11 protein-coding genes are annotated in these 13,194 nt (G+C 67.5%); 1 reads left to right on the forward strand and 10 read right to left on the reverse strand.

Annotated features, from left to right (window positions below):
* A partial coding sequence (locus tag E1832_RS23235; protein ID WP_425358954.1) for a biotin carboxylase N-terminal domain-containing protein occupies positions 1–84 on the reverse strand: 84 nt, incomplete at its 3' end.
* Positions 85–190: 106 nt separating this feature from the next.
* Positions 191–1,345: an alpha-hydroxy acid oxidase gene (locus E1832_RS01570; protein ID WP_206020978.1), complete on the reverse strand. Its 1,155-nt coding sequence runs from the start codon at positions 1,343–1,345 to the stop codon at positions 191–193.
* Positions 1,346–1,649: 304 nt separating this feature from the next.
* Between E1832_RS01570 and E1832_RS01575 the strand changes: the two genes are divergently transcribed.
* A complete protein-coding gene (locus E1832_RS01575) occupies positions 1,650–2,819 on the forward strand; it encodes a M20 aminoacylase family protein (RefSeq protein ID WP_133357988.1) in 1,170 nt (389 codons plus the stop codon).
* A 103-nt stretch (positions 2,820–2,922) separates the two neighbouring features.
* On the opposite strand, the gene E1832_RS01580 is transcribed toward E1832_RS01575, so the two are convergent.
* From E1832_RS01580 to E1832_RS01615, 8 genes are all read right to left on the reverse strand, one after another.
* Positions 2,923–4,521 carry an acyl-CoA synthetase gene (locus E1832_RS01580; protein WP_133357989.1) on the reverse strand — a complete coding sequence of 533 codons (1,599 nt, stop codon included), beginning with the start codon at positions 4,519–4,521 and terminating at the stop codon, positions 2,923–2,925.
* Between the two features lie 169 nt (positions 4,522–4,690).
* Positions 4,691–6,079, reverse strand: coding sequence for a M20 family metallopeptidase (locus E1832_RS01585; RefSeq protein WP_133357990.1), 1,389 nt, complete (start codon positions 6,077–6,079; stop codon positions 4,691–4,693).
* A gap of 3 nt (positions 6,080–6,082) precedes the next feature.
* Positions 6,083–7,666 carry a gamma-glutamyltransferase gene (locus tag E1832_RS01590; protein ID WP_133357991.1) on the reverse strand — a complete coding sequence of 528 codons (1,584 nt, stop codon included), beginning with the start codon at positions 7,664–7,666 and terminating at the stop codon, positions 6,083–6,085.
* Between the two features lie 4 nt (positions 7,667–7,670).
* Positions 7,671–8,666, reverse strand: coding sequence for an ABC transporter ATP-binding protein (locus E1832_RS01595; protein ID WP_206020979.1), 996 nt, complete (start codon positions 8,664–8,666; stop codon positions 7,671–7,673).
* Positions 8,663–9,658 carry an ABC transporter ATP-binding protein gene (locus tag E1832_RS01600; RefSeq protein ID WP_133357992.1) on the reverse strand — a complete coding sequence of 332 codons (996 nt, stop codon included), beginning with the start codon at positions 9,656–9,658 and terminating at the stop codon, positions 8,663–8,665. Before E1832_RS01600 ends, E1832_RS01595 begins: the two co-directional genes overlap by 4 nt.
* Positions 9,659–9,660: 2 nt before the next feature.
* Complete coding sequence (locus tag E1832_RS01605) at positions 9,661–10,557, reverse strand: ABC transporter permease (RefSeq protein WP_133357993.1); 897 nt, start codon at positions 10,555–10,557, stop codon at positions 9,661–9,663.
* Position 10,558: 1 nt separating this feature from the next.
* Positions 10,559–11,476: an ABC transporter permease gene (locus E1832_RS01610; RefSeq protein ID WP_133357994.1), complete on the reverse strand. Its 918-nt coding sequence runs from the start codon at positions 11,474–11,476 to the stop codon at positions 10,559–10,561.
* Positions 11,477–11,583: 107 nt separating this feature from the next.
* Positions 11,584–13,104: an ABC transporter substrate-binding protein gene (locus E1832_RS01615; protein WP_133357995.1), complete on the reverse strand. Its 1,521-nt coding sequence runs from the start codon at positions 13,102–13,104 to the stop codon at positions 11,584–11,586.
* Positions 13,105–13,194: the final 90 nt, after the last annotated feature.

The raw sequence follows: 13,194 nt of genomic DNA on the forward strand, positions 1-13,194 counted from the left end.
CTTGCCCATCTCATTCGCCGCCCGCATCACACGGATCGCTATCTCGCCTCGGTTCGCTATCAATATCTTGCGGAAGTCGGACATGGGCACCTCAGGTTCGGCTTTGCATTGCACCGCGGCTCGCGGCGGTTTCGGCATGGCTATACGGGTTGGGCAAGCCTGGCCAGATTGGTTGCGCTATCGGCTCGGGTCAATCGGCGGATGCGGGCGTCACGCCGATCGGTTCGGGCAGATCGGCCAGGTTTTGCACGCTGATCTGGCCCATGTTGGCCTCCATGTCGCGGGCGAGAATATCGATCAGATGGGCGGGGCCGCGCGGGCCGAGGGCGGCCAGCGCGAAGTGGAAGGCGCGGCCGAGCATCACGAAGTCGGCGCCAAGCGCGAGGGCGCGCAGGATGTCGAGGCCGCCCTCGATGCCGCTGTCGAAGAGCAGCGGCAGGCGCGTGGCGGCGCGCAGGGCCGGGAGCAGCTCAATCGCGCCGGGGGCGCCGTCGAACTGGCGGCCGGCGTGGTTGGAAATCCAGAGGCCGTCGACGCCCGCGCGTTCCAGCGGTTCGGCATCCTCGGCGCGCAGCACGCCCTTGATCAGGAAGGGGCCGTCCCAATTGTCGCGCAGCCATTTCACATACTCCATATCGGGGGATGTGCGCAGGAGATACCCAATATGTGCCGTGGGCGGCAGGTTGAGATCGCTTTTGGTGTATTTGTCGAGCGTGCGCATCCGCGGCAATCCGCGCCGCGCCGCCATGCCCATCGCCCAGGCCGGCCGCGCGGCGATCTGGGCCAGAATCCGCGGCGTGAGGCGCGGCGGCTGGGTCAGGCCGGAGCGGGTCTGGCGTTCGCGGCGCGAGGCGACGGGCACGTCGGCGGTGAGCACCAGCGTGGTGAATCCGGCGGCGCGGGCGCGGTCCAGAAGATCGGTGCGAATCTCCGGCTTTTTGGGCGGATATAGTTGAAACCAGGCATGCGCCCCTAGATGTTGTGCCAAATCCTCGGGGCTCTGGGCGGCGACGGTGGAGAGGGTATAGGGCAGGCCGGCCTTGGCCGCGGTTCGGGCCAGGTGGCCTTCGGCATCGGGCCAGATCAGGCCGGACATGCCGATGGGGGCGATGCCGAAGGGCAGGGGGAATCGTTGCCCCAGCAGCGTGACCGAGAGGTCCGGCGCCTGCGGACCCTGCAGAATGGCGGGCATGAATCCAAGCGAATCCAAGGCCTTGCGGTTCCGGGCCTTGGTCGCCTCGGTGCCGGTGCCACTGTCGAGATATTCCCAGACGAATTTCGGAAGCCGCGCCTTGGCGCGCCACTTAAGGTCCATGACCCCGGGATAGGTGCTGTGCAGGTCCATGCGCCGTATTAGCCGGAGCGCGGACGGATTTGTCCAGATGCGGCGATGCGGCAAGGGCGGAAAATGGGGAATTTCTGTATCGTTTTGTACGGTTTCGGATCCTGACGACGGGGTCTGAAAGGGCGGATTGGGGCGTTCGAGGCCGATTTTGTACGGTTCGGGGGGAGGCGAGCGGATTTTCGACCGGCGGGGCGGGGGGAGCGCGGCGCGGCGGATCGACCGGCGCCTCGACATGTCGGGGCGGCGCGGCTACCGTTCGGCGGATCACAGGCCGGAGGTCCGGCCGTTCCGCCTGGAGTTTGACATGTCCACAATGCCCGATATTGCCGCCGCCGAGCACGAGCTTGCCGAGATTTTCGAAGACCTTCATGCCCATCCCGAGATCGGCTTTGAAGAGACCCGCACCGCCGGGATCGTCGCCGAGCGCCTTCGGGCCTGGGGCGTGGACGAGGTGCACACCGGCCTCGGCGGCACCGGGGTGGTCGGCCTGATCCGGGGCAAGGGCGCGGGCAACCGCTGTGTCGCGCTGCGGGCGGATATGGACGCGCTGCCCATCGAGGAGCAGTCGGGCCTGTCCTATGCGTCGCAAAACGCCGGTGCGATGCATGCCTGCGGTCATGACGGGCATACAACCATGCTGCTGGGAGCGGCGAAATACCTGGCCGCGACACGCGATTTCGACGGCACCGCCATGCTGGTCTTTCAGCCGGCCGAAGAGGGGCTGGGCGGCGCCCGCCGCATGCTGGCCGAGGGCCTGTTCGAGCGGTTTCCCTGCGATGAAATCTATGGCATGCACAACAACCCGATGGCCGAGCCCGGGCAGCTGTCGCTGATCAAGGGACCGGCGATGGCCGGGGCGCAGTTCTTTGACATCACGGTGCGCGGTCAGGGAAGCCATGCCGCCATGCCGCATCAGTCGCGCGATGCCCTGATGATCGCCGCCGCGCTGGTCGGGCAGGTGCAGACCGTGGTCAGCCGCAACGTTCCGGCGACCGAGACCTGCGTCGTCTCGGTGACGCAGATCCACTCCGGCTCGGCCTATAACGTGGTGCCGGGCGAGGCGCGGCTGTCCGGGACCATCCGGTATTTCAACGATGCGATGCGCGATCTCACGGAGGAGCGGATCGCGGCGCTGTGCCAGGGGGCGGCGGTGGCCTATGGCGTCGAGGTCGAGTTCGACAGCCGCAACATCTTTGACGTGCTGGTCAACGATGCCGATCTGTCAGACGCCTATATGGAGGCCGCGCGCGATGTGCTGGGCGCCGAGAACGTGAGCGAAAAAACCACGCCGGTGACCGGGTCGGAGGATTTTGCAGATATGCTCAAGGTGGTGCCGGGGGCCTATTGCACACTTGGCCATTCCGGCAGCACGCCGCTGCACAATCCCGGGTTCGTGCTGGGCAAGGAGATCTTGCCGGTGGGGGCCTCGGTTCTGGCGCGCATCGTCGAAAAGCGTCTGCCGCTGGGGCAGTAGTGTCCCGGTCGGCCCGCGCCTGCGTGCCGCCCTTTGGTGCGGCTTGGTGCGCCCGGTGCAACGCGCCTGACGGGCCGTTGCACCGACGCGCCGGGGTCCGGCCCTAGTCGTCGAAGACGGCGGCGAATTCCAGCCGCAACTCGCGTTTCAGGATCTTGCCGCTGGCATTCTTGGGCAGGCCGTCGCGGATCGACAGGTGCTTGGGCGTCTTGAAATGGCTCAGCGCCTCGCGGCAATAGGCGTCGAGTTCTTCCACGCTCAGGGTTTCGCCCTCTTTCGGGACCACCACCGCTGTCACCGCCTCGATCCATTTGGGGTGGGGCACGCCGAACACCGCCACCTCGGCGATCTTGGGGTGGCGGAAGATGGCCTCTTCGACCTCGCGGCTGGCCACGTTCTCGCCGCCGGTCTTGATCATGTCCTTCTTGCGGTCGACCACATAGAGATAGCCGTCCTCGTCGAACCGGCCCAGATCGCCGCTGTGGAACCAGCCGCGCCGGAACGCCTCGGCGGTTTTTTCCGGGTCGTTGTAATAGCCCAGGATCAGGTGCGGGCTGCGGTGCACGATCTCGCCGATCTCGCCGGTGGGCACGTCCTGACCCTCGTCATCGACGACGCGGGTTTCCACGTTGAGGCCGGGTCGGCCGGCCGATCCCAGCTTGGTCAGTTGCTCCTCGGGGCGCAGGATGGTGGCGCAGGGGGCCATCTCGGTCTGGCCGTAGAAGTTGTAGAGCCGCATCGCCGGCAGCCGCCGCATCAGTTCCTCGATCACCGCGGTCGGCATGATCGAGGCGCCGTAGTACCCCTGCGCCAAGCTGCTGAGGTCGCGCCGGTCGAAATCGGGATGGCGCAGCAGGGCGATCCAGACCGTCGGCGGGCAGAACAGCTTGGTCACCCCTTCGCGTTCGATGGTGGCCAGCATGGCGGCGGGGTCGGCGCCCTCGTGCAGGATGCTGGTGGCGCCGAGATATAGATCCGTCGTCAGGAAACAGTCGAGCTGGGCGCAATGGAACAGCGGCAGGCAGTGCAGCTCGATGGCGTCGGGGCGCATCTCGCCATCGGCGATGACGGTGACATACTGGGCATAAAGCGCGCCGGAGGTCAGCATGGCGCCCTTGGGCCGGGATTCAGTCCCGCTGGTGTACATCATCTGGATCGGATCGTCGGCGGCGACGTCGACCCAGGGCTCCGAGGTGTCGGGGTGGTCGAACAGCGGCTCGACCGGATTCCAGTTGCCGGAGACGGGCGCGCCGGAATGGGCGATGGAATAGAGCAGGTCCGGGCCGCCCTCGATCAGTGCCAACGCCGCCTCGGCGGTCGCACAGAGCGTATCCTCGCAGATCAGCGCGCGGGCGCCGGAATGGGCGAGGATATAGGCCACATCCTCGGCGTTCAGCATGAAGTTGATCGGCGTCGCCACCGCGCCGATGCGCGCCAGCGCAAAGCGCAGGATGACGAAGGCGCGGTTGTTGTGGGTCAGCAGCGCGACGCGCTCGCCCTTGGCGATGCCGCGGGCGGCCAGCGCGTTGGCGGTGCGGTTCACCACCTGATCCAGATCGCGGAAGCTGTCGCGGTGATCGCGGAACGCGAGGGCGAGTTTGCCCGGAAACCGCGCCGCGCTGCGCCGCAGCAGATCGCCCAGCTGCTGGCCCCGGGCGCGTTTGATCGCGGCGGCGAGTGTGTCTGTTGCCTGTGTGGTCATGAGATCCTCCCGGCGGGAGGACACCCCCGTCCGGCGGCGATGTCAAACAGTTTGCTCCGGCCCCGGCCGGGACGGAGGGCCGTGCCCCGGGGGGCGGGGAAATGACGCTGCGCCGGGCGCGGGACAGCGACCGGGAAAGGTGGCCGGGGAAGGGCGGCCGGCCCCGCGGTCAGGTGCCGGGGGTGCCGCCCTCGCCGATGTCCCAGAACAGCCCGGCCATGAGGCGCAGAGCGTCGCGGCAGACCGGTTTCAGGACATGCTCGTTCGGGGCGTGCTGCGAACAGGCGCGGTAGGAATGTGGAATCCAGATCGTCGGCAGGCCGAGCACATCGGCGAAGGCGTCGTTGGGCAGCGAGCCGGCGAGGTTCGGCAGCACATGCGGCGGTTTGCCGGCGCTTTGTTCCAGCGAGGCGCGCACGTAATCGACCCAGGGATGATCGGGGTCGAGCCGGGTGGCGGCGAAGGAGCCGCGTTCGTGGCTTTCGATCTGAACCTTGCCGAACCCGTGGGCGTCGAGGTGGCGGCGCAGCGCCGGAAGCATCTCGCCCGTGTCGGTGCCGACCACAAAGCGCAGCTGGCAGGTGGCCCGCGCCGAGGCCGAGATGGCGTTGACCGGGGCCTCGGGCACGCCGCTTTTCATCGCCAGGATGGCAAAGCTGTTCCAGCCATAGACTCGCTCGGCCGGGGTCAGGCTCTCCTCGCCCCAGTCGAGGTCGATGTCCGGCCCGTCGCCGCCTTCGAGCGGCAGGGGGCGCAGCGCCGCGCGCACCTGGTCGGTCAGGCTGTCGGGGCGCCATTCGGGGATGCGGATCTGGCCGCGCGCGTCGGTGATGGTCGAGAGCGCCTGGGCCAGGATCATCGCCGGATCGGCCAGCAACCCGCCCCAGTTGCCAGAATGATGCGCGCCCTCGCGCAGATCGACGGTGAGATCGAAGGTCAGCCCGCCGCGCGAGCCCATGAACATCGTCGGCGTTTCCGGTTGCAGGCGGGGGCCGTCCGAGGCGATCAGCACATCCGCCGCGAGCCTGTCCTTATGGGCGGCGAAAAAGGCGTGCAGCCCGGGCGAGCCGGTCTCCTCGCTCATCTCCAGCACGATGCGGGTGTTGAAGCCGAGGCTGCCGCGGGTTTCGATCACCGCCTCGAGCGCGGCGAGGTTGATCAGGTGCTGGCCCTTGTTGTCGGCGCTGCCGCGGCCATAGAGGCGGTCGCCCTCCTCGACCAGTTTGAAGGGCTCCAGCCCCTCGCGCCACATGCCGTGCTGGGCGCGGATCACGTCGCCGTGGCCATAGGTCAGCACCGTCGGCAGGCCGTCGCCCTCGTGGCGCTCGCCCACAAGGAACGGGCCGCCGCCGGGGACGGGGTTGTCGAACAGCTCGCAGGTGAAGCCCAGCCGTTCGAGCCGGGGCAGCATCGCCTCGACCAGATAGCGGCGCAGCTCTGGCGCGGCGTCGGGGTTCTGGCTTTCGCTGGGATAGGCGACCAGATCGGCCAGGTCGGTCTGGAACCGGCCGCCGTCGAAATAGCGGGTGATGGCCTCGATGGCGGATTGGCGGGACATGGATCAGACCTCTTGCGGCTCGGAAATGGCATCGCCCCAGGGCGACATGATCTCGGTGCAGCCGGAATTGCGGCCCTGGCGCCGCATGACCCCGGCCGGGCAGGCGAAGGCATAGGGAAACAGGGTGCGGCGCGCGGTGCGCACCTCATGTTCCTGTGCCAGCTCCTGCGTGACCTCGGGCGGCAGGGTTTCGTCGGCGATGACGAAGGGGCCGCCCGACACGTCGATGCGGGGATGGTGAAAGGCCGCGCCCACGTCCATGCCGAAATCGGCGACGAACCCCGAAAGCTGCGCCACCGCCGAGACGATCTTGCGCCCGCCGCTGGCGCCGAAGGCGAACATGGTGTCGCCGGGCGCCTCGCCGATCACCGGGCAGACGTTCATCAGGCACCGCTTGCCCGCGCCCAGCGAATTGGGCCGGCCCTGGACCGGGTCGAACCACATGATGCCGTTGTTCATCATGAAGCCGGTCGAGCCGGAGACCACGCGCGAGCCGAAGATCGACAGCAGCGTCTGGGTCTGTGCGACCATGTTGCCGTGACGGTCCACCACCGAGAAATGGGTGGTGCAGCCGGGCGCGTCCGGATGTTCGCTGTTGTCGCCCATGCCCGAGAGCCGCGTCTGATAGGCGGCCTTGAGCCCGCGGGCGTAGGCGGCAAAGGCGGCGCCGTCCGGCAGCGCCGAGGTCAGCGGCGTGCGGGCGGCGACGCTCATCGCCTCTTGCAGGGTCGGTCCGGCGGTCAGGCCCGGCACCGCGTGCAGCCGCGCAGCGCGGTAGTCGAAGCTGAGCGCGGGGTGAAACTCGGCCCGGTAGGCGCGCAGGTCGTCATGGGACAGGCAGCCGCCCTTGGCCTGAATGTCCGCCGCCATCGCGGCGCCCAGATCGCCGTCATAAAGGGCGCGGGCGCCGCCGCGGGCGATCTGGTCCAGGCTGTCGGCCATTTTCGATTGATCGAGGCGCTTTTCGGCGATCGAGGTCCAGGCGCCGATGGTCGGCCACTGGCCGTCCTCGAGAAACAGCGCGGCGGCGTCGGCATCCTTGGCCAGCTCGCGCGTGCAGGAGGCGATGATCAGCGCGGCGAACCAGTCGACCAGCATTCCCTGCCGCGCGTGCGCGATGGCGGGGGCCAGCAGTTCGGCCCAGGGCATCCGGCCCCAGCGCTCATGCGCCTGGCCAAGGCCGTCGACGACGCCGGGCACCGCCACCGCGGTGGCGCCCTGAACGTTGCGGTTGTCGACCACCCCTTCCCAGGGAAAGAGGTCGCCCGCCACCCCCTGGCCGGACAGCGGATAGTCGGCCGGGTTCAGCGCGGCGGGCGCGCGCATGCCGTGGTTGAGGGCGATCGCCTCGCCCTTGTCGGCGCGCCAGAGCATCATCGCGCCGCCACCCGCCGGGCCGCTCATCCAAGGCTCCAGCACGCCGAGCACGAAGGAGGTGGCGACGGCGGCATCGACCGCATCGCCGCCGGCGGCCAGCACATCGGCCCCGGCCTGGGCGGCCAGACTGTGCTGGGCGGCGACGACGCCGCCCTCGGTTTCGATGACGGTCTTGGTGACGGTCTGGGTCCGGGAGAGGGAGGCGCTCATGATGTTATCTCTGGAACATTTCGGTTTCGGGATCGTAGAGGTGGCATTCGACAAGGCCGTCGCCGCTGGCGACCGGGCGCGGTGCCCGCGCGGCGCAGAAGGCGGTCGCCGAGGCGCAACGCGGATGAAAGGCGCAGCCCGGCGGCGGATTGATCGGGTTGGGATAGGCGGCGCCCAGATGGGTGTCGGGCACGCCGAGACCGGGTTCGGGCGTCAGCACCGAGTCGAGCAGCGCCCGGGAATAGGGGTGGCGCGAGGCGTCGAACAGGGCGCCTGTTTCGGCCTCTTCGACGATCCGGCCCAGGTACATCACCGCCACCCGCGTCGCCAGATGCTCGACCACGGCGAGGTTGTGGGAGATGAACAGATAGGTCAGTCCGAATTCACGCCTGAGCTCGCCCAGAAGATTGAGGATCTGGCTTTGCACCGAGACGTCGAGCGCCGAGGTCGGCTCGTCGCAGATGACGATCTCGGGTTTCATGATCAGGGCGCGGGCGATGGCGACGCGCTGGCGCTGGCCGCCGGACATCTGGCTGGGATAGGTGTTCATCACCCGGGCCGGCAGACCGACCACATCGAGGATCTCGCGCACCGCCTTTGTCTGGCTGGCATGGTCGCCGATTCCATGCACCCGCAGCGGCAGGGAGATGATCTCGGCGATGGATTTGCGCGGGTTGAGCGAGCTGTAGGGATCCTGAAAGATCGGCTGGATGCGGCGGGCGAGTTTCAGCCGGTCATGGCTGCCGATCGCCTCGCCGTCGACCAGAACCTCGCCGCTGGTGGGCGCCTCCAGCCCCAGCAGGATCTTGGCCAGGGTGGATTTGCCGCAGCCGGATTCGCCGACCAGGCCCAGCACCTCGCTGCGGCCGAGCGTCAGGTTCACGTCGTTGACCGCCCGCAGCGGTTTGCGCGCGCCCATCAGCCCCTGTTTGACCGAATAGACCTTGGAGACGCCGCGCAGTTCCAGAACCGGCGTGTCCGGTTTCGACATCGCGTTCATGCCGGGGTCTCCTCGTCTTCGCGGTGGCCGTGCGGGTGGACGCAGCGGAACATGTGGTCGGCCTCGCCGCGGTGGGGAATGGCGCCGTGGCAGGCGGCGACGGCATGGTCGCACCGGGTGCGGAAGACGCAGCCGCCGATTTCGCCCACCAGCGAGGGCACGATGCCGGGGATGGTGCCCAGCGGCGCGCCGCGCGCGGTCCTGCCGGGCAGCGGGATGCAGCGCAGCAGCCCGCGCGTGTAGGGGTGGGAGGGGGCGTTGAAGATCGCCCCGGCGCTGCCGGTCTCGACCAGCTCGCCGGCGTACATCACCGCCACCTTGTCGGCGACGCGGGCGACCACGCCCAGATCGTGGGTGATCAGGATCATCGCCATGTCCATCTCGCGCACCAGATCGACCAGCAGCCGCAGGATCTGTGCCTGGATCGTCACGTCGAGCGCTGTGGTCGGCTCGTCCGCGATGATCAGCTCGGGGCCGCACATCAGCGCCATGGCGATCATCACCCGCTGGCGCAGCCCGCCCGAGAGTTGGTGCGGATACTGGCCGAGGCGGCTGGCGGCGGCGGTGATGCCGACCTTTTCCAGCAGCTCCACCGCGCGGTCGCGGGCCTGCTGGCGCGAGACGTTCCGGTGCAGCAGCAGCGCCTCGGCCAGCTGATCGCCGATGGTATAGGCGGGGTTGAGCGAGGTCATCGGCTCCTGGAAGATCATCGACATGCGGTCGCCGCGCAGGGCGCGCATCTGCCGTTTGCCGGCGCGGGTCAGGTCGATGCCGTCAAAGTCCATCCGGTCGGCGCGGCGGTCGATCCGTTTGCCCAGAAGGCCCATGAGCGCCAGCGAGGTCAGCGATTTGCCCGAGCCGGATTCGCCCACGATCGAGAGCACCTCGCCGCGTTGCAGCTCGAAGTCGATGCCGCGCACCGCGTGCAGGGTGCCGCCGCCGACCGGGATGTCGATGTTGAGGTTGCGGACGCAGAGAAGCGGTTCGCTCATGGTCAGCTCCTGTTCTCGGGGGCCGTGACGTCGCGCAGCCCGTCGCCCATCAGGTTGATCGCCAGCACCAGCACGAACAGCACCGCGCCGGGGATCAGCACCAGCCAGGGTTCGAACAGCATCATGTTCTTGCCCTCGCTGACCATCAGGCCCCAGCTGGGCGTCGGCGGCTGCACCCCGAGCCCGAGAAAGCTGAGCGCCGCCTCGAGCAGGATGGCGTGGGCCATTTCCAGGGTGACCACGACGATCAGGTTGTTGACGATGTTCGGCATGATCTCGGACAGCAGGATGCGCGGCGTCGAGGCGCCGATGGCCTGGGCCGCCGCCACGTATTCGCGCCCGCGCACCTGTAGTGTCGAGGCCCGCATGACCACGGCGAAGCGGTCCCACAGCAGCAGCCCCAGCACCGCGATCACCACGGTGAGCGAGCCGCCGAGGATCGCCACCACCGCCAGCGCGACCAGCACCACCGGCATGGCGAGGCGCACGTTGATCAGAAAGGTCACGACGGCGTCGACCTTGCCGCCGAAATAGCCGGCGGCGACCCCCATCGCGGTGCCGATCACGCCGGAGATCAACGCGGCGATCCCGCCGATCATCAGCGAGACCCGCGCGCCGTAGATCAGCCGCGAGAGATAGTCGCGGCCCAGGTGGTCGGTGCCCAGCGGGTTCTCCCAGGTGCCGCCCAGGAAGACCGGCGGCTTCATCCGCGCCACCAGGCTCTGGGCATAGGGGTCATGCGGGGCGATCACGGGCGCCAGGATCGCCACCACGGCCAGGATCGCGACGACCGCCAGCCCGAAGATCAGCCCCTGATGGCCAAAGACGCGCTTGCGCAGAAGCTGGCCGGGGGTGGGGCCGGTGATTTCCTGCAGGAGGGGATCGGACAGATCGCTCATCTCAGCTGCTCCTCATGCGCGGGTCGAGCCATGCGTTGAGCACATCGGCGAGAAAGGTGAAGACGATGTAGAACATCGAGAAGATCAAGATCAGCGCCTGAACCGTCGGCAGGTCGTTGCGGCCGATGCTTTCCCAGGCGAGATAGCCGGCGCCGTGCAGCGCAAAGATCGATTCCACCACGATCGAGCCGCCGAGCATGAACCCCATCTGCACCGCCGCCAGCGACACCACCGGGATGATGGCGTTGCGCAGGGCGTGTTTGAACAGGACCTGCACCTCTGGCGCGCCCTTGGCGCGGGCGGTGCGGATATAGTCCGAATTGAGCACCTCGAGCATCCCGGCGCGGGTCAGGCGCATGATGGCGGGCATGGCGTAATAGCCCAGCACGATGGTGGGCATGATGAAGTGGCGCCAGCTCGCCGCGCCCGAGGGCGGCAGCCAGCCGAGCTTGATGGCGAAGACCACGATCAGGATCAGGCCGAACCAGAAACTCGGCATTGCCTGACCCGCCACCGACAGGAACAGCGCGATCCGGTCGATCAGCGAGTTCGGGCGGATCGCCGCGGCGACGCCCAGCGGCACCGCCGTGACCAGCGCGAAGGTGATCCCGCAAAGGCCGAGCAGCATGGTGACGGTCAGCCGCTCGGCGATCAGCGTGGCGACTGGCAGCTTGAAATAATAGCTTTCGCCGAAATCGCCGCGCAGCGCCGAGAACAGCCAGTCGCCGTACTGGACCAGCATCGGCCGGTCGAACCCGTAGAGCGTGCGCAGCGCTTCGATGTCTTCGCCGCTGGCGCCTTCGCCGGCCAGCGCGGCGGCCGGATCGCCGGAGAGGAACAGCAGCGAAAAGCTGATGAACGAGACGGTAAAGGCGACGAGAACGGCCAGTCCGAGACGTTTGAGGATGAATTGCAGCATGATGTTTCCTTGCGCCGGGCGCGCGCCGGGGCGTCAGGGTACCTGTGGCAACAGGCGGCAGGCGGGAACACCGCGGCGCGAGCGGGCGCCGCGGTGTCCGGGTCGGATCAGTTCCAGGTCATGGTGGTAAAGCGCAGAACCTCGTCCGGGGTCGGGGTGTAATTGACGCTCTTCTTGAACACGTAGTTGGTGTTGTAGCTGAAGAGCGGCGCCCAGTAGGCCTGATCGGTGATGCGTTTCAGCGCCTTGCCGTAGAAGTCGATCCGCTCGGCCGGATCGGTCGAGCTGTCGGCGACGGTGAGATCGGCCAGCACCTGATCGTCGCGCGCATCGTCGAGCGAGCCATGCTTGAAGAACTGGCTGACCATCGCCGAGGCGTCGTTGATCGAGTAGCTGCCCCAGGTCAGGAAGGACAACGGCACCTCGCCCTTCATGTTCAGCTCGCGCAGCGCCGAGTATTGCAGCATCTTGAAGTCGGTCTTGATGCCGACCGCGTTCAGATAGGAGGCGATCGCCTCGGCATAGTCGCGGTTGCGATAGGCGTAGAACTCGGTGGTGAAGCCGTCGGCATAGCCGGCCTCGGCCAGCAGCGCCTTGGCCTTCTCGGGATCGTAGTCATAGGAGGTGACATCCTGCACGCAGCCGAACTGGCTGGGGAAACAGGGGGTGTTGATCACCTTGGACGAACCCTTGAGCAGGTTGTCGACGATGGCGTTGCGGTCGATGGCATGGTTCACCGCGCGGCGGACGCGGACGTCGGTGAACGGGTTGGGGTCCATGGTCGAGCGGCCGGCGGCATCCATCGAGATATAGCCCACGCGCATCGTGGATTCGTTGGCGACGGTGAACTGGTCCATGGCGCTGAGTTTCCCGGCCTGGTCGGCGGGCACCTGCCAGATCAGGTCGAGGGTGCCCGAGAAGATCTCGGCGATCTGGGTGTTGACGTCCGGCACGGTGCGGATGTCGATGGTCCTGATCGCGGGCTGGCCCTTGGGGCTGTCATGGTAGGCGTCGTTCTTTTCCAGCACGAAATGCTGGCCCGGCACCACCGAGGTGACCTTGTAGGGGCCGGTGCCCACCGGCTTGAGCCCCATGCCCGAGGGGCCGGCCTCGGCATAGTATTCGTTGGGATACATCGAAACCGGCCCGGACAGGAATTCGATCGCCGCCGGGAATTTTTCCTTGAGATGGATGCGGACGGTGTAATCGTCGATCTTTTCGGCCGATTTCATCCAGTTGACGTTGCGCTGGGTCTTCACCCCGTTGGCCGGGTCGGCGACGAAGTTGACGGTAAAGACCACGTCGTCGGCGTTGAACGGCTCGCCGTTGTGAAAGGTGACGCCCTCGCGCAGCTTGAACTCGAGCGTGGTGTCGTCAACCCAGCTCCAGGAGGTCGCCAGGTTGCCCTTGTATTCGTTGGTCGCCGGATCGCGGTAGATCAGGCCGTCCCAGACCGCGCGTTGCATCACAACGCCTTCGCGCGACGAGTTGAAGTAGCTATCGACGTTCTCCAGCTCTTTTGTGAAGGCGACGTTGAGCGTGTCGTTGGCCTTGTCGGCCAGCGCCGGAACGCCGGCGGCGGCAAAGGCCACGGCGGCGAGCGTGGTTGCGAGTGAAAGGTTCTTCATCGTTTCCCCCTTGTTGGGCCCCGATCCGTGCCGGGGTTTGCGGTCTCAATTCCTGTTGTCAGCGGTATCGTATTATAATACCTTGACGCG

The organism is Antarcticimicrobium luteum, assembly GCF_004358185.1.
GTDB lineage: Bacteria > Pseudomonadota > Alphaproteobacteria > Rhodobacterales > Rhodobacteraceae > Antarcticimicrobium > Antarcticimicrobium luteum.

Bases quoted from the DNA above. Each gene is read 5' to 3' on its own strand.
- E1832_RS01570 (WP_206020978.1), bottom strand. From the start codon at position 1,345: ATGGACCTGCACAGCACCTATCCCGGGGTCATGGACCTTAAGTGGCGC.
- E1832_RS01575 (WP_133357988.1), top strand. From the start codon at position 1,650: ATGTCCACAATGCCCGATATTGCCGCCGCCGAGCACGAGCTTGCCGAG.
- E1832_RS01580 (WP_133357989.1), bottom strand. From the start codon at position 4,521: ATGACCACACAGGCAACAGACACACTCGCCGCCGCGATCAAACGCGCC.
- E1832_RS01585 (WP_133357990.1), bottom strand. From the start codon at position 6,079: ATGTCCCGCCAATCCGCCATCGAGGCCATCACCCGCTATTTCGACGGC.
- E1832_RS01590 (WP_133357991.1), bottom strand. From the start codon at position 7,666: ATGAGCGCCTCCCTCTCCCGGACCCAGACCGTCACCAAGACCGTCATC.
- E1832_RS01595 (WP_206020979.1), bottom strand. From the start codon at position 8,666: ATGAACGCGATGTCGAAACCGGACACGCCGGTTCTGGAACTGCGCGGC.
- E1832_RS01600 (WP_133357992.1), bottom strand. From the start codon at position 9,658: ATGAGCGAACCGCTTCTCTGCGTCCGCAACCTCAACATCGACATCCCG.
- E1832_RS01605 (WP_133357993.1), bottom strand. From the start codon at position 10,557: ATGAGCGATCTGTCCGATCCCCTCCTGCAGGAAATCACCGGCCCCACC.
- E1832_RS01610 (WP_133357994.1), bottom strand. From the start codon at position 11,476: ATGCTGCAATTCATCCTCAAACGTCTCGGACTGGCCGTTCTCGTCGCC.
- E1832_RS01615 (WP_133357995.1), bottom strand. From the start codon at position 13,104: ATGAAGAACCTTTCACTCGCAACCACGCTCGCCGCCGTGGCCTTTGCC.